The organism is Mycobacterium paraffinicum, from assembly GCF_025822865.1.
GTDB lineage: Bacteria > Actinomycetota > Actinomycetes > Mycobacteriales > Mycobacteriaceae > Mycobacterium > Mycobacterium paraffinicum.
On record NZ_JACKUR010000013.1, the window covers coordinates 41,451 to 61,765 of the forward strand.

Annotated in this window: 15 protein-coding genes and 2 pseudogenes; 6 read left to right on the plus strand and 11 right to left on the minus strand. The window is 69.3% G+C overall.

Features of this window, described 5'->3' with window-relative positions; all coding sequences use genetic code 11:
- Window positions 1-10: 10 nt before the first annotated feature.
- Together cobN and H7J89_RS02960 are read right to left on the minus strand one after the other, a co-directional pair.
- Window positions 11-3,583 carry a cobaltochelatase subunit CobN gene (cobN, locus tag H7J89_RS02955; RefSeq protein ID WP_264036352.1) on the minus strand — a complete coding sequence of 1,191 codons (3,573 nt, stop codon included), beginning with the start codon at window positions 3,581-3,583 and terminating at the stop codon, window positions 11-13.
- 3 nt (window positions 3,584-3,586) lie between these two features.
- On the minus strand, window positions 3,587-4,255 hold the full coding sequence (locus H7J89_RS02960) for an alpha/beta hydrolase (protein ID WP_264036353.1): 669 nt from the start codon (window positions 4,253-4,255) through the stop codon (window positions 3,587-3,589).
- Window positions 4,256-4,407: 152 nt separating this feature from the next.
- Between H7J89_RS02960 and cobG the strand changes: the two genes are divergently transcribed.
- Genes cobG through H7J89_RS02975 form a run of 3 tightly spaced genes read left to right on the plus strand, consistent with a single transcriptional unit; the run spans window position 4,408 to window position 7,614 of the window.
- Window positions 4,408-5,505: a precorrin-3B synthase gene (gene cobG, locus H7J89_RS02965; RefSeq protein WP_264036355.1), complete on the plus strand. Its 1,098-nt coding sequence runs from the start codon at window positions 4,408-4,410 to the stop codon at window positions 5,503-5,505.
- A 4-nt stretch (window positions 5,506-5,509) separates the two neighbouring features.
- Window positions 5,510-6,136: a precorrin-8X methylmutase gene (locus tag H7J89_RS02970; protein WP_264036356.1), complete on the plus strand. Its 627-nt coding sequence runs from the start codon at window positions 5,510-5,512 to the stop codon at window positions 6,134-6,136.
- Window positions 6,133-7,614 (plus strand): precorrin-2 C(20)-methyltransferase, encoded by a 1,482-nt coding sequence (locus H7J89_RS02975; protein ID WP_264036358.1) that lies wholly within the window; start codon window positions 6,133-6,135, stop codon window positions 7,612-7,614. The genes H7J89_RS02970 and H7J89_RS02975 overlap by 4 nt, the downstream gene beginning before the upstream one ends.
- On the opposite strand, the gene H7J89_RS02980 is transcribed toward H7J89_RS02975, so the two are convergent.
- Window positions 7,611-9,194 (minus strand): PPE family protein, encoded by a 1,584-nt coding sequence (locus tag H7J89_RS02980; RefSeq protein ID WP_264036360.1) that lies wholly within the window; start codon window positions 9,192-9,194, stop codon window positions 7,611-7,613. The two genes, H7J89_RS02975 and H7J89_RS02980, sit on opposite strands and share 4 nt — an antisense overlap.
- Window positions 9,195-9,345: 151 nt before the next feature.
- Here H7J89_RS02980 and H7J89_RS02985 point away from each other — a divergent pair.
- A pseudogene (locus H7J89_RS02985) lies at window positions 9,346-10,032 on the plus strand (DUF2275 domain-containing protein); the annotation flags it as partial.
- 111 nt (window positions 10,033-10,143) lie between these two features.
- Window positions 10,144-10,701, plus strand: a complete 558-nt coding sequence (gene sigC / locus H7J89_RS02990; protein ID WP_231972004.1) for an RNA polymerase sigma factor SigC — start codon at window positions 10,144-10,146, stop codon at window positions 10,699-10,701.
- Here the strand turns inward: sigC and H7J89_RS02995 are convergent.
- The 5 genes and pseudogenes from H7J89_RS02995 to dprE2 form a co-directional block, all read right to left on the minus strand.
- On the minus strand, window positions 10,698-11,426 hold the full coding sequence (locus H7J89_RS02995; RefSeq protein ID WP_264036559.1) for a cobalt-precorrin-6A reductase: 729 nt from the start codon (window positions 11,424-11,426) through the stop codon (window positions 10,698-10,700). The genes sigC and H7J89_RS02995 overlap by 4 nt on opposite strands.
- The gene (cobM, locus tag H7J89_RS03000) at window positions 11,423-12,178 is read right to left on the minus strand and encodes a precorrin-4 C(11)-methyltransferase (RefSeq protein ID WP_264036363.1); all 756 of its coding nucleotides are present in this window, start codon (window positions 12,176-12,178) and stop codon (window positions 11,423-11,425) included. The genes H7J89_RS02995 and cobM overlap by 4 nt, the downstream gene beginning before the upstream one ends.
- Window positions 12,175-13,347: a precorrin-6y C5,15-methyltransferase (decarboxylating) subunit CbiE gene (gene cbiE / locus H7J89_RS03005; RefSeq protein WP_264036365.1), complete on the minus strand. Its 1,173-nt coding sequence runs from the start codon at window positions 13,345-13,347 to the stop codon at window positions 12,175-12,177. Before cbiE ends, cobM begins: the two co-directional genes overlap by 4 nt.
- Window positions 13,344-13,442, minus strand: a pseudogene (locus tag H7J89_RS25860) (hypothetical protein); the annotation flags it as partial. The pseudogene H7J89_RS25860 and the gene cbiE, both read right to left, overlap by 4 nt.
- Window positions 13,443-13,444: 2 nt before the next feature.
- Complete coding sequence (dprE2, locus tag H7J89_RS03010) at window positions 13,445-14,194, minus strand: decaprenylphospho-beta-D-erythro-pentofuranosid-2-ulose 2-reductase (RefSeq protein ID WP_264036366.1); 750 nt, start codon at window positions 14,192-14,194, stop codon at window positions 13,445-13,447.
- Window positions 14,195-14,229: 35 nt separating this feature from the next.
- Between dprE2 and H7J89_RS03015 the strand changes: the two genes are divergently transcribed.
- Entirely contained in the window at window positions 14,230-14,643 is a 414-nt protein-coding gene (locus tag H7J89_RS03015) for a F420-dependent biliverdin reductase (protein WP_066949040.1), read from the plus strand.
- An 89-nt stretch (window positions 14,644-14,732) separates the two neighbouring features.
- On the opposite strand, the gene H7J89_RS03020 is transcribed toward H7J89_RS03015, so the two are convergent.
- The 3 genes from H7J89_RS03020 to H7J89_RS03030 form a co-directional block, all read right to left on the minus strand.
- Entirely contained in the window at window positions 14,733-14,951 is a 219-nt protein-coding gene (locus H7J89_RS03020) for a hypothetical protein (RefSeq protein WP_264036368.1), read from the minus strand.
- Window positions 14,952-14,994: 43 nt separating this feature from the next.
- Complete coding sequence (locus H7J89_RS03025; RefSeq protein WP_264036370.1) at window positions 14,995-17,949, minus strand: ADP-ribosyltransferase; 2,955 nt, start codon at window positions 17,947-17,949, stop codon at window positions 14,995-14,997.
- Between the two features lie 88 nt (window positions 17,950-18,037).
- Entirely contained in the window at window positions 18,038-20,293 is a 2,256-nt protein-coding gene (locus H7J89_RS03030; RefSeq protein ID WP_264036371.1) for an alpha/beta hydrolase-fold protein, read from the minus strand.
- Between the last annotated feature and the right edge of the window lie 22 nt (window positions 20,294-20,315).

Genomic DNA, 20,315 nt, shown 5'->3' on the forward strand with positions numbered 1-20,315 from the left:
GCGGAGGCGATCAGCCCTCCAGGTCGCCCTCGGTTTCCAGCAGCGCCTGCCGCAGTCCGTCGAGGGTCTCCGGTAGCGGCTGTTCCCACATGCCGCGGCCCGCGGCCTCCAGCAGGCGTTCGGCCATGCCGTGCAGCGCCCACGGGTTGGACTCGGCCATGAACTTCCGATTCTCGGGATCGAGCACGTAGCTCTCGGTGAGCTGCTCGTACATCCAGTCGGCCATCACCCCGGCGGTGGCGTCGTAGCCGAACAGGTAGTCAACGGTCGCCGCCATTTCGAACGCGCCCTTGTAGCCGTGCCGGCGCATCGCCGCCATCCAACGCGGATTGACAACGCGGGCCCGGAACACCCGGGTGGTCTCCTCGGACAGCGTGCGGGTACGGATCGCGTCGGGTCTGGTGTTGTCGCCGATATACGCGGCGGGCGCCTGCCCGGTCAGCGCCCGGACCGTGGCCACCATGCCGCCGTGGTACTGGAAGTAATCGTCGGAGTCGGCGATGTCGTGTTCGCGGGTGTCGGTGTTCTTGGCGGCCACGGCGATGCGACGGTATTGGCGGTTCATGTCGTCGACCGCCTCGCGGCCGTCCAGGTCGCGGCCGTAGGCAAACCCTCCCCACGCCGTGTACACCTGGGCCAGGTCGGCGTCGTCGCGCCAGTTGCGACTGTCGATCAGCTGCAGCAGACCGGCGCCGTAGGTGCCCGGCTTGGAGCCGAAAATTCTTGTGGTGGAGCGGCGTTGATCGCCATGCTGGGCCAGGTCGGCCTGCGCGTGCGCGCGCACATAGTTGTCGTCGGCGGGCTCGTCGAGACCGGCGACCAGCCGCACCGCGTCGTCGAGCATCGTCACCACGTGCGGGAAGGCGTCCCGGAAGAACCCGGAGATCCGCACGGTCACGTCGATGCGCGGGCGGCCCAGCTCCGCCAGTGGGATCGGCGTCAGGTCGACGACTCGACGCGACGCATCGTCCCAGACCGGTCGGACACCGAGCAGCGAAAGCACTTCGGCGATGTCGTCACCGGCGGTGCGCATCGCCGAGGTGCCCCACACCGACAGTCCCACCGATTGCGGCCACCGCCCGTGGTCGTCGCGGTAGCGACTCACCAGCGAATCCGCCAGGGCCACACCGGCTTCCCAGGCCAGCCGGGACGGCACCGCCTTGGGATCGACGGAGTAGAAGTTACGGCCGGTGGGCAGCACGTTGACCAGGCCGCGCAGCGGCGATCCGGACGGGCCGGCCGGGATGAACCGGCCGTCCAACGCGTTGAGCACCTGCTCGATTTCGGCTGCCGTTCCGGCGAGCCGGGGCACCACCTCGGTGGCCGCGAACCGCAGCACGGCCGCCACCTCGGTGTCCGCGGTGATGCGTTCGGCGGCTCCGGGATCCCAACCGCTGGCCTGCAGCGCGGCGACGAGTTCGCGCGCCGCGGCTTCGGCCTGGTCGACCGCCGCACGTTCGTCGGTGCCGTCCTCCGCGAGGCCCAGCGCCTGCCGCAACCCGGGGAGGGCCTGCTCGCCACCGAACAGTTGGCGGGCCCGCAGGATCGCCAGCACGAGGTCGAGTTCGACTTCCCCAGAAGGCTTTTGGCCCAGGATGTGCAGGCCGTCGCGGATCTGAACGTCCTTGATCTCGCAGAGCCACCCGTCGACATGCAGCAGCATGTCGTCGAACGAGTCCTCCGGGGGCCGCTCGGTCAGCCCGAGATCGTGGTCCATTTTGGCGGCCCGGATCAGCGTCCAGATCTGCTGGCGGATGGCGGGCAACTTGCCGGGATCCAGCGCGGCAACGTTGGCGTGCTCGTCGAGCAGCTGTTCCAAACGGGCGATGTCGCCGTAGGTTTCGGCGCGCGCCATCGGCGGGATTAGGTGGTCGACGAGCACCGCGTGCGCCCGCCGCTTGGCCTGGGTGCCCTCTCCCGGGTCGTTGACCAGGAAGGGGTAGATCAGTGGCAGGTCGCCCAACGCGGCATCGGATCCGCAGGCCGCCGACATGCCCAGCGTCTTTCCGGGCAGCCATTCCAGGTTGCCGTGCTTACCCAGGTGCACCACGGCGTGCGACCCGAAACCCGTGTCGAGCCAGTGATATGCGGCCAGGTAGTGGTGGCTGGGCGGCAGGTCCGGGTCGTGGTAGATCGCCACCGGGTTCTCGCCGAAGCCGCGGGGCGGCTGCACCATCAGCACCAGATTGCCCGCTTGCATTGCGGCGATGACGATTTCACCGTCGGGGTCGCGGGTGCGATCGACGAAGAGGTCCCCAGGCGGCGGGCCCCAATGCTGTGTCACCGCGTCGGTCAGCTCGGCGGGCAGGGTGGCGAACCAATTGCGATAGTCCTTGGCGGACAGCCGTATCGGGTTGCCGGCCAACTGCCCTTCGGTGAGCCAGTCGGGGTCCTGTCCGCCACGCTCGATCAAGGCGTGGATCAGGGCGTCCCCGTCGTTGGCATCGACCCCGGGCAACTCGCCCACCTGGTATCCGCGCTCACGCATCGCCCGCAGCAACGCGACCGCACTCGCGGGCGTGTCCAGGCCGACCGCGTTGCCGATCCGCGCGTGCTTGGTGGGATAGGCCGAGAACACCAGGGCTACCCGCTTGTCGGCCGGGGCGACGTGGCGCAGCTGTGCATGCCGGACCGCCAGTCCTGCGACCCGCGCGCACCGCTCCGGATCGGCGACATAGGAGATCAGCCCGTCGTCGTCGATCTCCTTGAAAGAGAACGGGACGGTGATGATGCGGCCGTCGAACTCGGGCACCGCCACCTGGGTGGCGACGTCGAGCGGGCTGAGCCCGTCGTCGTTTTCGCTCCACTGAGCCCGGGAGCTGGTCAGGCAGAGTCCCTGCAGGATCGGAATACCCAGGGCCGCAAGGTGTTCGACGTTCCAGCTGTCGTCATCGCCGCCCGCGGACACCGTGGCCGGCTTCAGTCCCCCGGCGGCCAGGACGGTGACCACCATGGCGTCGGCGTCGCCCAGCCGTTGCAGCAGTTCGGGTTCGGCGGTGCGCAGCGATGCACAGTAGACCGGCATCGGCCGCCCGCCGGCGTCCTCGATGGCCCGGCACAGCGCCTCGACATAGCCGGTGTTGCCGGCCAGCTGCTGCGCGCGGTAGTACAGCACGGCAATCGTGGGACCTTGGGCGTCGCAGGCAGGCCGCTCCAGCTCGCCCCAGGTCGGCGTGACCACCGGTGGGCTGAACCCGAAACCCGTCATCAGCACGGTGTCGGACAGGAAGGCGTGCAGCTGACGCAGGTTCTCCACGCCGCCGTGCGCCAGGTAGATGTGCGCCTGCACCGCGATGCCGGCGGCCAGCGTGGACAGACCGGTCAATTCGGCGTCGGCGGCCTGCTCGCCGCTGACCAGCACCGTGGGCACGCCGCTGGCGATGACCGCGTCGATGCCGCTCTGCCAGGCGCGGTAGCCGCCGAGGATGCGGACCACCGCGATCGACGCATTCGCCAGCAGCTCCGGGAGCTCGCTCTCGTCCAGGCGTGAGGGGTTGGCCCACCGATAGTTCTTGCCGCTGGACCGGGCGCTGATCAGGTCCGTGTCGGACGTCGACAGCAGCAGGATGGTCGGGTCAGCCACCCCTCATTCGTACCGCAGCGTCGCCGCGATCCGGGCGGCGACCTCTCCGGCCACCCGCCACGCCTCTTCGCTCGTGCCGGGCTCGTAGCGGTCGGCGACCGGGTCGTAGTCGGCGCCGGCGATGGACCCGTGATCGGCCGCCAGCTCCACCAACTCGGCCGGCCAGCCGACCCGTTGGAGGCTTTCGGCGAACTCCCTGCTGGCCGTCACGGGAACAACGTCATCAGCAAGCCCGTGCAGCAACGTGAACGGCGTGCCGACACGACCGGCCGACAGCTCGGCGTCGACGCGCCGACCGAAGATCGGGTCGGGGACCATGAAGGCACCCGCCAGGCACACGGTGTGCGCCAATTGCGCGTCGCCGCGCAGCGTCAGGGCGGCCGCGGCGGCGCCTCCCATCGACCACCCGACGAGCACGATGTTGCCGGGGGCGTCGGCGAAGTTACGGGCGAAGTCGAGCGATCGCAGCAGGTCCCCGCGGCCGCCGTCGTCGGCGTGCGAATTCCAGTCCGCTGCCACCACCGCCGCGCCGTGCTCGGCGAGCATGCCGGCGAGGGGACGGAAGGCGGCGCGGGCATCGGTCTGCATGCCGTGCCACAGCAGGACGGTGGGTTGGGTCGAGGCGCCGTAGACATCGGCCAAACGTGTTGGGGCGTACTCCACTGTCTGCACGGACACGAGGGTGCCCCGGGTCGCGCCGCCTCAATCCCTCGGCCGGTGGAAAGCGCCGCGCCCAACGTGCGCTGGGTGCGACAAATTCGCCGACATCGCGCGGTGAGTGCACGTTCGGCGCCCGACTGGGGTGCCCTCGGTACCGTGGACGGGTGGCCAGGACACGCGACGCCGACGCTTGCCCGGGTGCGCTGCAGGTGCACCGGGCGGCCGACGGTGCATTGGCGCGGATCCGGCTGCCCGGCGGCATGCTGACGGCCGCTCAGCTGGCGGCGCTGGCACACGTGGCGAGCGCATATGGCTCGTCGACGCTGGAGCTCACCGCGCGCGGCAACGTCCAGGTGCGCGGCATCACCGACGTGGCGGCGGCCGCCGAGGCGATCGCCCACGCCGGGCTGCTGCCCTCGGAGACTCACGAGCGGGTCCGCAATATCGTCGCGTCGCCGCTCTCTGGCCGCGCCGGCGGGAAGCTCGACGTGCGGCCGTGGATGGCCGAGCTGGACGCGGCCATCTGCGCCGAGCAGGGCCTCACCGAGCTGGGCGGCCGATTCTGGTTCAGCTTCGATGACGGGCGCGCCGACGTATCGGGCCTGTGCGCCGATGTCGGCGTGCACGCGTTCCCCGACGGCTGCGCGCTGCTGCTTACCGGTCGCGACACGGGTGTCCGGCTCGCGGCCGGCGAGGTGGTCGAGACGCTGGTCGCCATTGCCAACCGGTTTGCAACCACGCGCGGAACCGCTTGGCGCATCAAGGAATTGGACGATATCGAAGACCTGCTACCCGGAGTCGAGCTCGGTGCCGCCCGCTTTCCCGCGGTCACCAGGCCCCCGGTGGGCTGGATTAACCAGGATGACGGCCGCGTGGCGCTCGGCGCCGCGGTGCCGCTGGGGGTGCTGTCCGCGCGCGTCGCGGAATACCTGGCGGCGATCGAGGCCCCGCTGGTGATCACGCCCTGGCGATCGGTATTGGTCTGCGATCTCGACGAGGCCGTCGCCGACGTCGCGCTGCGGGTGTTGGCGCCATTGGGTCTGGTCTTCGACGAGAACTCCCCGTGGCTGAACGTCAGCGCCTGCACCGGCAGCCCAGGGTGCGCGCATTCGGTCGCCGATGTGCGGGCAGACGCGGCCGCGGCGCTGGACGGGGATGCGGGAGTGCATCGCCACTTCGTCGGCTGCGATCGCGCGTGCGGTAGCCCGCTTACCGGTGAGGTGCTGCTGGCGACTGGCGACGGATACCGCCAGCTACGGTAATCGGGTGCTCGACTACATCCGCGACGCAGCTGAGATCTATCGCCAGTCGTTCGCGGCCATTCGGGCCGAAGCCGACCTCGCCCGCTTCCCGGACGACATCGCGCGGGTGGTGGTCCGGTTGATCCACACCTGTGGGCAGGTCGATGTGGCTGAGCATGTCGCCTATACGGACGACGTCGTCGCGCGCGTCGGCGCCGCCCTGCGCGGCGGCGCCCCGGTGCTGTGCGATTCGTCGATGGTGGCGGCCGGGATCACCGGTGCGCGGCTGCCGGCCGGCAACGAGGTGGTGTCGCTGGTGGCCGATCCGCGCGCCGTCGAACTGGCGGCGCGCCGGCACACCACTCGATCGGCCGCCGGGGTGGAGCTGTGGGCCGACCGGCTGCCCGGCGCGGTGCTGGCGATCGGCAACGCACCGACCGCGCTGTTCCGGCTGCTCGAGCTGATGGACGAAGGGGTTTCCCCGCCGGCCGGGGTGCTGGGCGGTCCGGTCGGATTCGTCGGATCGGCCCAGTCCAAGCAGGAGCTCATCGACCATCCCCGCGGGATGTCCTATCTGGTGGTGCGGGGTCGCCGCGGCGGCAGCGCCATGGCCGCCGCCGCCGTCAACGCGATCGCGAGCGACCGCGAATGACCGGCCGGGGAACGCTGTGGGGAGTCGGGCTGGGTCCCGGCGACCCGGAACTGGTGACCGTCAAGGCGGCCCGGGTGATCGGGGAGGCCGATGTGGTGGCCTACCACAGCGCCCGGCACGGCCGCAGCATCGCGCGCGGCATCGCCGAACCGTACCTGCGGCCCGGCCAGATCGAGGAGCACCTGGTCTACCCGGTGACCACCGAGGTGACCGACCACCCCGGCGGCTATGCCGGTGCGCTGGAGGACTTCTACGTCGAAGCCGCCGCCCGCATCGCCGCTCACCTCGACGCGGGCCGCAACGTGGCGTTACTCGCCGAGGGCGACCCGCTGTTCTACAGCTCGTACATGCATTTGCACACTCGGCTGACGCAGCGGTTCGACGCCGTCATCGTGCCGGGGGTGACGTCGGTAAGCGCCGCCTCGGCGGCCATCGCGACGCCGCTGGTGGCCGGTGACGAGGTTCTCTCCGTGTTGCCGGGCACCCTGCCGGTCGCCGAGCTGACCCGTCGCCTGGCCGACGCCGACGCCGCCGTGGTGCTGAAGCTGGGCCGTTCGTATCATGCTGTGCGGGAAGCACTTTCGGCTTCCGGACAACTTGCCGACGCCTATTACGTCGAGCGCGCCAGCACCGCCGGGCAACGTATCCTGCCCGCCGCCGACGTGGACGAGGCCGGCGTGCCCTACTTCTCGCTGGCCATGCTGCCGGGCGGGCGCCGCGGACGGCAGTCGTCCCACGCGGGCACCGTCGCGGTGGTGGGGCTGGGGCCCGGCGACAGCGACTGGATGACGCCACAGAGCCGGCGCGAGCTGGCCAGCGCCACCGACCTGATCGGCTACGGCGGCTACCTGGACCGCGTCCCGGTGCGCGACGGCCAGCGGCGGCATCCCAGCGACAACACCGACGAACCCGCGCGCGCCCGGCTGGCGTGCACGTTGGCCGAGCAAGGGCGGGCCGTGGCGGTCGTGTCGTCCGGCGATCCCGGAGTCTTCGCGATGGCCACCGCCGTGCTGGAAGAGGCCAAAGAGTGGCCGGGAGTGCGGGTCCGGGTCATTCCGGCGATGACGGCCGCCCAGGCCGTCGCCAGCCGCGTCGGCGCTCCGCTAGGCCACGACTACGCGGTGATCTCGCTGTCCGACCGGCTCAAGCCGTGGGAAATCATCTCGCAGCGCCTGGCCGCCGCGGCCGCCGCCGATCTGGTGCTGGCCATCTACAACCCGGCGTCCAAGACGCGAACCTGGCAGGTCGGCGCGATGCGCGACCTGCTGCTGGAACATCGCGAGCCCGGGACGCCGGTAGTGATCGGCCGCAGTGTTTCTGGGCCCGACGAGGACGTCCGCGTGGTGCGGCTGGCCGATCTCGACCCCGGCGAGGTGGACATGCGCTGCCTGCTGATCGTCGGTTCCTCGCAAACCCAGTGGCACGCGGGCGATTCCGGCGACCGGGTGTTCACACCGCGGCGTTACCCGGTCGGTTAATCGTCGCTGCCCCAGCTGCTGGGCATCATCGGTACGGTGGGTCCGTCGCTCAACCCGTCGCGAGTCAGCGTCGCCAACCCGGCGGGCTGGTTGATACCGGATTTCGCTGCGGCCCCGGCGAATCCGAGCGGCCCCCCGCCCTGACCCGAGTCACGCACGGTGTCCATGTCCTCCCCACCCACGCCCGGGTCCTCGTCGAGGTCCATGAACTCGTAGCGGTACGCGCGGTCCGTGGCCGTCCCGGCGCGCCGCCGACGGGCCCGGGCCTTCTTCTTGGCGGCTGCCGCCGACACGGCCGCGGCGGGCGCGTCGACGTCGTCGGGCGCCGGCTCCTCGGACTTGCGGCGTGCCCGCCCGCTCGCGCTGCCGCGCGCGGCCAGCCCCGAGAGTCCCACCGCGTACAGGGCGTCGGACATGCCCGCGCCGATGCCGTCCGTGGCCGTGGGACTGAAACCGGCGCCCGGCCCGCCGCCGACCGGTCCGGCGCCGGCCGGCGAGGCCACCGTCGGTGCGGGCGCGCTGGACATCGTCGGGGCGTTGCTCACGCTTGCCGGCGCGGTGCTGATGGTCGGACTCGGCGCGGACGCCATCGGCGCCGGTGCCGGCGCGGCCGCGGGCAGTGCCGGGGCGACCGAGAGCGGGGCCGCGATGCTGACCGCGGTGACCGCCGCCGCCGCTCCCCCTGCCGCGGCGGCGCCCAGGACGGAAACGACCATCGGAGCCAGCACCACGGCCATCTGGATCGCGGCCTGCATGAAGGGCCAGAAGATCATCAGCGTGTGGAAAATCGCCCAGCCGAGCGCGCTGGAGAGGGCCGGTGACAGGCCCAATTGGCCGAAGAAGGACGCGAGACCGTTGACGAACGGCACCGGCGGGAACGGCCAGCCACCGGGATTGAGGTCTTTGGACACCGGCCAGGCGAAATTCTTGGTGTACTGCTGCAGCCATGCCGTGAGCTGGTCCTGCCATGACGGATAGGTCTGCGTCGCCTGCTGCTGGGTGTCGGCCGCCTGCAGGGTCGCGACGCTCGCCTCCCCACCCGGGGTGACGATCGCCGGCGCCGGCGCGGTGGCGGGAACCGCCGCGAGAGCGGATTCACCGACGGCTTGGTAGGTGGTCATGGTCGCGGCGGCTTGCACCCACATGCGCGCATAGTCGGCTTCGTTCACGGCGATGGGGATGGTGTTGATGCCGAAGAAATTCGTCGCCACTAACGCCGCGTGGGTCGCATGGTTAGCGGTGAGCTCGGGCATCGTCGGCATGGCGGCCAGGGCCGCGGTGTAAGCGCCGGCCGCCGTCTCGTGCAGCGCGGCCGCGGTCGCGCTCTTGGCCGAGCTTTCAAGCAGCCAGCCCAGATACGGGGCGTGGGCCGCGACGTATTGTTCGGCGCTGGGGCCCTGCCATGCACCGCCCTGCACGGCGCCCAGTAAGCCGGTGAGTTCGTCTGCCGCCTCGGCGTATTGAGTGCCCATCTCCGACCACGTCGCGGCGGCGGCGAGCAATGACCCGGGCCCGGGGCCGCTGCTGAGCAAGGTTGAGTGCACCTCAGGCGGGAAAGCGATCCAGATCGGGGCGGTCATCGTCGGTGGCCTTCGGGCACGAACACGAATACCTCTTCGGTGAATGTCGGGGCTGTTGACGTTCAGTGGTCGGTTCGCCGGACGGTTTAGTTCCCGCCGTTTGATTTCCCTGTTCTTTGCGCCCGGACCGGGCATGCGCAACGATGCAGGGATGCGGTGTGACGCGGCGCGTGAGGCGCTTTCGGCTCGACTGGACGGCGAACGTCCCCAGGTGCTCGCGCAGCAGGTCGACGCCCATCTCGAATCGTGCCGACGTTGCCGCTCCTGGCTCATCGGCGCCGCGGCCCAGACTTGCCGGCTGGCCACGGTCGAGCCGGGCGACGGGCCCGACCTGGTCGCGAAGATCATGGCGAGCATCGGCGAGGAGTCCTCGGGGCACCAGCGCCGGATGCGCTGGCTGCGCTCGCACTACCGGCGGTGGGGCCTGATCGCTGTCGGTGTGTTCCAGGTGGCGATCGCCGCCGCCCAGATCAGCGGCATCGATTTCGGGATGGTGTCGAGCCACATGCACGGCGCGATGTCCGGTGAGCACTTGATGCACGAGTCCACCGCCTGGTTGCTGGCCCTGGGCCTGGCGATGGTCGCCGCCGGTGTCTGGCCCGTCACCGCGATTGGGGTGGCGGCGATTACGGGCGTTTACTCGGTCGCACTGTTGGGATACGTGATCGTCGACGCCTTCGCGGGCGACGTCACGGCAACGCGGATCGCCAGCCACATGCCCTTGCTGTTAGGCCTCGCGTTCGCGCTGCTGGTGGCGCGGGAACGGGTCCGATCAGACCGAGCCGGCGCGACCGACGTGGCGGACGACGCCGCCTGGTCGGCGGACTCCCCGGTTGCCCGGCGACGCGGTCATCTCTGGCCCATCAACCGGGCGGCCCTCGACCCCACCGCAGCCTCTACGACAGGCCGTCGTAGACTCAGTCAGCCCGCGAAACAAAGGTGGTTCGCCATGATCGCGCCAAGCGATGACGAGGCCGTTACCGAGCTCGCGTTGGCCGCCGCGCGTGGGAATGACCGGGCGCTAGAGAGTTTCATCAAAGCCACCCAGCAAGACGTGTGGCGATTTGTCACATATCTGTCGGACGCGGGCAGCGCCGACGACCTCACCCAGGAAACGTTCCTGCGCGCGATCGGCGCCATCGAACGGTTCTCCGGGCGCTCGAGCGCCCGGACCTGGCTGCTTTCCATTGCGCGCCGCGTCGTGGCCGACCACATCCGCCACGTGCAGTCGCGGCCGCGCGCCGCCCTCGGCGCCGACCCGGAGCACGTTCTGCGCGGCGACCGCCACGCCCGGGGGTTCGAAGACCTGGTCGAGGTGACGACGATGATCGCGAGCCTCACCCCTGAGCAACGGGAAGCCCTGTTGCTCACCCAATTGCTCGGGCTGCCCTACGCCGACGCCGCGGCGGTGTGCGGATGCCCGGTGGGCACCATCCGGTCCCGGGTCGCACGCGCCCGTGACGCGCTGCTGGCCGCCGACGCCGAGCGCGACGACCTGACCGGTTAGCCCAGCCCTGTTACCCATTGGGCGGCCTGTTCGACGCTACCCACCGCCGCCACCCCGGCCGGTAGCGGCGGGCGCGCCACCATCACCACCGGAATGCCCAGTGCCGCGGCCGCATCCAGCTTCGCCCGCGTCATCTGCCCGCCGCTGTTCTTGGTGACCAGGGCGTCGATGCGGTGTTCCCGCATCAGCGCGAGCTCGCCGTCGTAGCGATACGGGCCGCGGGAGAGCACCAACTGGTGGCGGCGCGGCAGCGCCGCGGGGTCGGGTTCGGTGACAGCGCGGATCAGGAACCATGAGTCGCTGCCCGCGAAGGCCCTCGTCCCTGAGCGTCCGGTGGTGAGGAACACCCGCGAGAAGTCATGCCTTGCAACGGCTTCCGCCGCTTTGGTATCCGATTCGACGACGATCGCGTCGCCGGGATCCCACGCCGGGCGGGCCAGCACCAGATGCGGGATCTGCAGCTCAGCGCAGGCTTGGGCGGCGTGTGCTGTCATGGTGGCCGCGAACGGGTGGGTCGCATCGATGACGGCGCCGATGCGTTCGTCGAGCAGCCAGCGCCGGAGCCCGTCGACGCCGCCGAAGCCGCCGACGCGGACCGGGCCGACCGGCAGCGCGGGGTCGGGCACGCGGCCCGCCAGGGAACTGACGATGTCGATGCGCGAATGTAGGGCCTTCGCCAGCGCGCGCCCTTCGGCGGTGCCGCCGAGCAACAGCACGCGCATCAGTGCCCGCTCCCCCGCGCCCGCCCGGACGAATACAGGTAGCTGTCGGTGAATCCGCCGGCGGCCAGCACGTCGCCGACGATGATCACGGCGGTCTTGGTGATGTCGCCCTGGTGCATCTGCTCTGCAATGTCGGCAAGCGTGCCGCGCAACACGACTTGTTGCGGCCAGCTGGCGAAAGCCACGACGGCAGCGGGTGTTTCGGGTCGGTAGCCGCCTTCGAGGAGTTGCGGGACGATGGCGTCGATCTGGGCTGCTGCCAGATGCAGGACCAGTGTGGCGCCGGATTGGGCGAGCGCGGTCAGGTCTTCACCGGGCGGCATGGCGGTCGACAGGGTGGCGACCCGGCTCAGGGTTACGGTCTGCGCGACGCCGGGAACGGTGAGCTCGCGCTTGAGCGCGGCCGCCGCCGCGGCGAACGCCGGTACGCCGGGCACGATGTCGTAGTCGATGCCCAGCGCGTCGAGCCTGCGGCATTGCTCGGCCAGGGCGCTGTAGAGCGACGGGTCACCGGAATGCAGCCGCGCCACGTCGTGGCCGGCGGTGTGGGCGTCGGCCATTTCGGTGATGATCTGCTCCAGCGTGAGCGGGCCGGTGTCAATGACTTTCGCCCCGGGTGGGCACAGGGCCAACAGATCGTCGGGCATGATCGAACCCGCGTACAGGCACACCGGGCATCGCTCGAGGAGCCGCTGGCCGCGGACGGTGATCAGGTCGGCGGCGCCCGGACCCGCACCGATGAAGTACACCGTCATGTCGTCACCACCCACTGGGTGACCGGCATCTGCGGGCGCCATCCGGTGAAGCCCCCGAGCGGCTCGCCCTGATAGTGCTGGAAGCGCCGCAGCTGACCCCCCAGACGCGAATGTGACTGCGCCAGGGCCGCTTCGGATTCCGCGGTCACCGCGTTGACAACGAGACGGCCACCGGTGCGCAAGTGGTCGAGGCACGCGTCCAGCAGGCCGGGCTGGGTGAGGCCACCGCCGATGAAGATGGCCGCCGGCGGCTCGAGCCCGGCAAAGGCTTCCGGGGCGTCGCCACGGACTTCGATGCCGACGCCGAAAGCCGCTGCGTTGTAACCGATGTTGCGCCGGCGCTGTTCATCACGTTCGAATGCGACCGCGCTGCAACCGCTCCAACTCAAACACCACTCGACGCCGATGCTGCCCGAGCCCGCGCCGACGTCCCAGAGCCGCTCGCCCGGACGTGGGGCCAGCGCCGCGAGCGTCACCGCGCGGATTCCGTGCTTGGTGATCTGCCCGTCGTGGACGAACGCGTCGTCGGGCAGCGGCGACAGGCGTTCATCGGGCAGGTAACGGATGGCGACGACGTTGAGGTCGTCGAAGTCCGCCGGCGCGTTGTCTGCCCAGTGGCGTGCGGTGCCGTCCCGGCGGTGTTCGGTTGGGCCGCCGAGGTTTTCCAGAACGGTGAGCTCGGAGTCGCCGCGGCCATGTGCGTGCAGGAGAGCGGCGAGTTCTTTCGGTGTGGCTGCGCTTTTCGACAGCACGATGGCTTGGCCGCCGCGGCGAACCGCGGTGTGCGGCGGCGCGGTGACCAAACTGATCACCTCCGTGTCGTGGAGATTCCAGCCCATCCGCGCGCAGGCCAGCGTCACCGAGGACACATGGGGCAATACCCTGATTTGGTCTGGGCCATAGAGCCGCATCAGCGTGCCCCCGATGCCGTGCAGGAGCGGGTCGCCGCTGGCCACCACGTGGATGTCTTCGGCGTGGCGGTCTCGCAGGGCCTGCAGGGCGGGCAACATCGGGGAGGGCCACTGCCGGCGCGGCGCGGCAACGGTGTCGTCGAGCAGGTCGAGTTGCCTCTCGGATCCGTAAATCACTGTGGCTCTGCGTAATTCACGACGTGACGTTTCCGCGAGCCCAGCCATGCCGTCGGCTCCGATGCCGACCACGATGATCATAAGCGCCGTTCTCCCCCACGGGCGGTAGGTGCCCCCACCTCATCGCTTCGGCCCCCGCAAGCGGGCGGTACCCCCACTGCATCGTCACCGGCGCGGATCATCGCGGCATCCTGCGCCAGATGGATTGCGGCAGCACCCGCATCACGGCGGAGGCGGGTCCCAGCGCCCAGGGGATCCACACGGTGCGCCGGCCCTTCGCCAGCGCTCGCGCGGTGGCCTTGGCCACCTGCGCGGGGGTGCTGGACAGCGGGGCGGGCGTCATCCCCTCCGTCATGCGTCCGATCACGAAGCCCGGACGGGCGATCAGCAGTTTGACCCCGGTGCCATGCAGGGCGTCGGCCAAACCGCTGGCGAAGCCGTCCAGGCCGGCCTTGGCCGAGCCGTAGACGTAGTTGGCCCGACGCACGCGCGCGCCGGCGATGGAGGAGAACACCACGAGTTGGCCTTTGTCGGCCGTGCGCATCGCGGTGGCCAGGTGGGTGAGCATGCTGACCTGGGCAACGTAATCGGTGTGCACGATGGCCACCGCGTGGGCGGCGTCCGTCTCGGCGCGGGACTGGTCGCCGAGGATTCCGAACGCCAGCACGGCCGTGGCGATGGGGCCGTGATCGGCAACGACGGAGGCGACCAGCGGGCCGTGCGAGCCCAAGTCGTCGGCGTCGAACTCCACGGTGCGCACCGCCGTCGCGCCGGCGGCTTTGAGCGCAGCGATCTGCTCGTCGAGTTGATCGGCCTTGCGGGCAGCCAGCACCACTGTCGCCCCGGGCGCCAGGAGCCGCGCCAGCTCGATGCCGATCTCGCTGCGTCCGCCCAGGATTAGTACTGGTCCTGCGCCCGTGTCGTCCACGGCTGCGATTATCGCCTGCGCTAGCGTGAGCGGTGATGGCGAATACCACTACCCGGCTCACCGACGATGCGCTGGCGTTCCTGTCCGAACGGCATCTGGCCATGCTGACCACGTTGCGAGCCGACAATTCGCCCCATGTGGTGGCGGTGGGTTTCACCTTCGACCCCAAGACGCACATCGCGCGGGTCATCACCACGGGCGGCTCGCAGAAGGCGGTGAATGCCGACCGTGGCGGGGTGGCGGTGCTCAGTCAGGTCGACGGCGCGCGGTGGCTGTCGCTGGAGGGCCGGTCCAAGGTGAACAGCGATGGCGATGCCGTCCGCGATGCCGAACTGCGGTACGCCCAGCGGTACCGCACCCCCCGCCCCAACCCGCGGCGAGTGGTTATCGAGGTGCGGGTGGAGCGGGTGCTGGGATCGTCGGGATTGCTGGACCGGGGCGAGCAGTAGCGCTTAATTCGTGGGGCTGCACCGCTCGCAGCTAGGCAACGAGCTATTTACTTGTACGGATGCCGCCCGCGAGCGCCGCATTCCGCACACTAACTGTCTTTCCTGCGAGGGTCGTACTCGGTACCCGAAGTGTCATTCCAGAACTTCGGTGAGACATCTGTCACTCGGTCCTCCGGAGCTACCGCGTCGACCTTCGCTTGAAACTCATCGAACATCTTGCGTGCCTCCGCCAATTCTTCTTCCGTCGGCGGCGTCACGCCCGCTTCCTCAGGGGTGGAAAAAATCTTTCCAGCTATCTCTCTACTCATTTGTGAATGCTCCTGCCTCTTTCTTCGTCAAATCGGATGTGGCCTAGCGTTCGATCATCTCAATAATTGTTTTCCCTGTCAGAGGATCTAGTGTCCTACCCGCAACAAAGAATCGCGTACCAGCCGGAAACAATATCTCGCGCTCGCCTGGGAACAGCGAGAGGGATGAGACGTCTCTCCCCGTGTGGGAGAAGATCCTGAACTCGACGTTCCCACTAAATGCTGTGGAGCGTGCCACTGCAGGATTTGTTGTAGTGCTCAAGAAAGCCTTTTCTGTGATGATTTCACCCGGTCGATATTGTGCGAGAACCTCTGACGGAAGATCAGTGCCACGAACGACGGTGCCACGATACGGAGGGAGTTTCTGAAGAGCATTTCTAATGGCTTCAACACGAGCTTGTTGAGACGCATCCACCGCATTACTCCTTAACGCGTCGTTTAGGTCTAGATACCCCGATCCAGTGTAATCAGTCATTGCTGCAGCATCATCCAGCGTCATGCCGACGGTAGAGCTCGGATCGTTCCGGTCGGCAGCGGGGTCATTATGATTCGGCCCATTTTCGGGAGGTTGGTGAAGTGCGTCGCCTCCCTCCCGGGGTTTAGGTTCCGGACCGCTGCCATGCGGCTCTCCATCGCCGAGCTTTGGCAAACCATCGGCTGCTGGGTTCTTCCGACCGCCGGGAGGACCGCTGTCACCGGGCAAATGGGGCCTGTGACCTAGCGCCGGTGCTTCGGCGGGACGACCGCCCAGTGGCGGCGAATGGGGCGGCGGCTGAGCCGCGGAAGCAGGTTGCGGTGAGTGTGAAGCAGCGAACGCTGGCTCGACGGACGATCCGCCAGGCGGTGCTGGCGTACGACCGGGGGGATGCTCGGCCAGTTGTGGAATTGATGACGATGCCCGTTCCTCCATCGCGGCGGGCACAGAGGCGAGAGTCGTACCGCCGGGGGGCGCTGACATCGGTTCGTGCGGGCGCTCCGCTGGCGCCGAGGAGGGCTCGTGTGGAGCCTCTGCCGGTTTCGCTGCCGGGTCATGCGGGCCGTCTGCAGGCACCGACGCGGGCTCATGCTGATCCGCGCCCGGCGGTGACTCCGGTTCACGCGGACTACCCCCGGGCGAAGATTCGAGTGGACGCTCCACCGACTCCGCGGGCTCATGCGGACCACCCAAGTGCACCGGCTCGTGGGAGCCCCCTACCGGGGCCGGGAGAGGTTCGTGCGGGCCGACGCCCGCTGCAACGGCCGGAGCTTTCGCCGGAGCCTCCCTCGGCGCCAAAGCCGCATCGTGCGGACCACATGGCGCTGCCGGAGCCCCCGTCGGATCATGCGGGAAACCCGCTGCCGGCGTGGGCCCTAGCTCATGCGGACGGCCCCCGGCCCCGGGCCCAGAAGCCTCCGGCGGCGCTTGCCCGAAGGGAGCGCTCGGGCCTTGCGGCGCACTCGGTGCAGCATCGGGCGGGTGTGGTGTCGCCTCGACGGGCGCCTCAAGTGGCTTGCCGGACGGTAGACCGACAGGAGTACCGCCAGCGGGCGGTTTGATTTCCGGCAAGTCACCCGTAACGCCTTCGAGGTTCTTTGTCACGTCGGCGCCGGCCTTGGTGGTGTCGGTCAGCGCGCCGCGCGCTCCCGCCGCGCCCTCCCCACCGGCACGCCCAGCAGCCCCACCCGCGGCCTCCGCCTCTTCCTCTGCGCCACGTGCGGCAGCGCCCGCACCATCGGCCGCCGCACCTGCCTCACCGAGACCCGGGGCGATCAGCGTGACGCCGTCGAAGAGGACTTCACCGGCGCCCAATCCCGGCCGAGCCGTAGTCCAATCCTTAGCGTGCACAAGGCCTTTCAGCTCCTGCAGCCTCGCATCCGAAAATTCTTTGGGATTGACCGCGGCATTGATCAAACTCTCCTTCCAGGCGTTTTTCACTACGCCCGTCCAGGTGGCGGCCGCACCCTCGGGGTCGGCAGCGATCCAGTGCGGGCTCAGGTCGACGAGGCCCAGCCCCATGCCGACCGCACCTTTGAGGACACCGGTATAGCCATTGATCCACGTGTCAGCGACGGTGGCGACGGGGTTACCGACATCCTCTCCCAGGAATTGGACAAGGCCGCGGCGCGCGTACCTCTCGCATGTGACGACCTCGCGATCGGCCGCTTCCATGAGGAACTTGATCGCCTGCTCGCACGCCCTGGCTTCCTGCCCAAGGTGCTGCAGCACGGCATTGATGTCCTTGACGATCTGTTTGATCTCATCCCACGCGTCACCGTCGATGATGAGCATGACGTCATGACCGAGGTCGCCGAGGGACTCGATCCGACGCAACAGATCCCGGATCGCGGTCTGGGCGTGTTCGACTCTGTTCGCGAATGTCTCGATGGTGTCGGCCAGTGCGCGGCACAGCTCGCCGATAATCGCTGCCGACGAGCCGATTTCGCTCAATGCGTTGTCGATCTTCTCGCCTTCAGGGATGTGTTGGCTGTCGAACAGCGTCTTCGATGCGTTGAGAGTTCCCTGCACACCGTTGGCTGCCGCACCGAAGGCGCGCCAACGAGACGCAGTCGCATGCAGACCCGCCACATCGCCATCGGGCCATGCCTCGAGGACAAACGATTGCACGAGCGACCACAGCGGTGGGGGCGGCCGGCCGGGACCCCACGTCCCAGGCGGCGCCGGCGCGGCAAGCTCGGCAGGCGGGGACGGTGCCTTCAAAGCTCCGCTTCCGCCGCCCAGCGTCGAAGCCGCCTCGACGTTGGAGTAGTTCGACGCGCCTTGCTGGATGAGAGCGCCGCATTTCCGGCAGGCGTTGACGGCGGCCGCGGCCGCCTTCAGCACCGACTCGGCTTTCTCCTGATACGCCAAGCCGAATACCTCGCCGGCTCGGTCAACACCGGTGTGAGCCGAAAAGCCGGCCGACAGCACCGAGAGGTTTGCGGCCAACCCATCGCCGGCGGCCTGCACCGCGCTGCCCGCAGCGAACATCGCCTCGGGATCGACAGCCAACGGAGCCACGCGCAAAATTCTGGTCGAGACCGCACGCAGGCGCTATTCACCCAATGATGGCTCTGCCAAGCTAGTCGCGGCCTTTAGCAGCCACAACTCATTCATCAACAGCCCGTGCGGCCAGCGTGATGCGGTGCCGTCCCACCGCCACCGCCGAGGTTCGCTCAGCCGGCTGGCCGTCGAGTTGGACGCGGACCCCGTCAGGCAGACCACTCAGCGTGATCCGTGCGGTGGTGTCGGTGGCCACCGTGATCGTCGACGCCGGCAAGGCGGCCAGTCCGGCGCGCTGGACATCCACCGTGATACCGGCGACGCCGGTGAGCCGCAGCGTGAGATACGGCAGCGGACCGACTGGCGGGCCTACCCGCCAGTCCAGTTCGCTGTACACACCGGGGGTCGGGTCGAAGTTCAGGATGAACCCGCGATGATGCTGAACGGTGTGCGTGGGATCCGGGCGCGCATACGAACGGGCGTCGACTTCGGCGATGGCCCCGCGCCGTGCCGTCACCGCGGGGTCCGCGGTCAGGCCCGACAGCCACCACACCCGATGCGGCCCGATACCCAGGTCGTCGCGCACCGATTGCGGATGCCACGCAAACGTGATGTGTCCCGGATCCGCTTGCCGTAGGCCGGTTTCCATGTGGGCGATCGGGTCTTCGAACTTGTCCTGCAACACCCACGCGATGTGATCCTCGAGCGGATACACGGTGAAGCGGTGCCGGTAGCCAAGCCGGTCGAGTTCGAGCACCTGCTCGGCGACCGACGGGAACGGCACCAGCTCGTCGACCAGCCCGTGCGCAATCACGTAGGGCAGCCAGCGCGCGTTCACCAGCAGTTTCCAGGTATCGCCCTCGCGGGCACAAGGCGAGTCCGGGTCGAGGTCGGCCGGGATGTCGACGTCGGGAAGCAGCCGCACCCCGCACGCCGGCGGGCCGGCCAGCACAACCGCCTGCGAAAACACTTGCGGATAAGTCAATCCCAGCTTGTAGGCCGCATAACCGCCCATCGAGTAGCCCGAGATCACGGTGCGATCGGGATCGGTGCCCAATTGTTCGGCGACGCGAGCCCAGACTTCCCAGACGTCGAGTTCTCCGGTGTCGAAGTACCACGTCGACGGGCCTCGGGCCAGCGGCGTGACCACCACCGAGTCGCGGCCCTCGCACACCTGGTGCAGCAAACGGGGGTCGATGGCGGCGAACTGGCTCTGCCCCAGGGCGAGCGAATGCAGCAGCAGGGTCAGCGGCAGCGTGCGGCCCGGCTTGAAAGTCGACGGCAGGCATACCGAATACGGCTGCACCCGACCGAGAAACTGCGGCTTGGTGCTCAAGACGTCATCCGCGGCGACACCCTGGCCCAGCTCGACCGAGGACACGTACCACCGCGTCGACGGGCCGGTGATCACCGGCTCGGCAGCGGTCTCGCCGGCCGCCAGCCGATCCCACGCCACGGTCACGGCGAACTTCGACACGTCGCCGCGGGTCAAGGCCTCGGCCTGGGCGGAATCCGACCAGAAGTTCAGGTGCGGCGGCTCCTGTTCGTTGGTGCGGAACGCGACGTTGTAGACGTTGGGCTGCCCGGGCAACGCGCCACGCTCGGCGGGCACGTCGGCGAACCCGTCACCTGCGGCGTTGGCCAGCCCCGCCGCCAACCGCACCGTCCAGTCGCCGGCCGGCTCCAGCAGGCTCCGCGGCACCTGCGCCAGGAACGTTCGCGATCCCATGTCGACGCTGTGCTCTACGGGCGTCGTGGACTCGGTGGTCAGATCGATCAGCGCGGCGCCACTGCCCGAAACCAGCAGGGCCATGTCGATCCCGGCCGAGCGCACCCCCGCCCCGGCGGGCCACTGCTCGGGAGCGGTCCGGGCGGGGCCGGTATCGAGGGTGAACAGCGCGATGGGGACCGACGCGTCCAGCAGCGTGTTCCAGTCGATCCGCCACCATGTGTGGGTCGCGGTGAGCCCGATCGCGACGCGGAAGATGTCGGCGCCGTTGCGGGCCGCGGGGCCGTCGGGATAGATGTAGGTGCCGCGGGGCGGTGCCTGCACCTTCAGGTCGCCGATTGGCAGGCCGGTCGCGCCGTGGTCGTCGTAGAGGAAGTCGGTCCAAAAGAGGGCACCGCCGGCGAGGCGGCCGGTGCCGCACGTGCGCGGAAACTCCTCGCCGAACGGCCATCCCGACGGCACCGGAAGTTGCGGCTCGGGGCGCAGGGCCGCCGGCGGCACACCCTCGGGCATCCCGCCGACCACGAGGAGTTCAGCTGGTGGCGTGGGTGCCGTTGCGGCGGGATGCACCAGCGTGTCGGCGATGTGGCGTGCGAGGCGAATTGGAAGAAGAGTCAGATCCAGAAGTGACATCAAGCCCAAACGTACGCGCCCG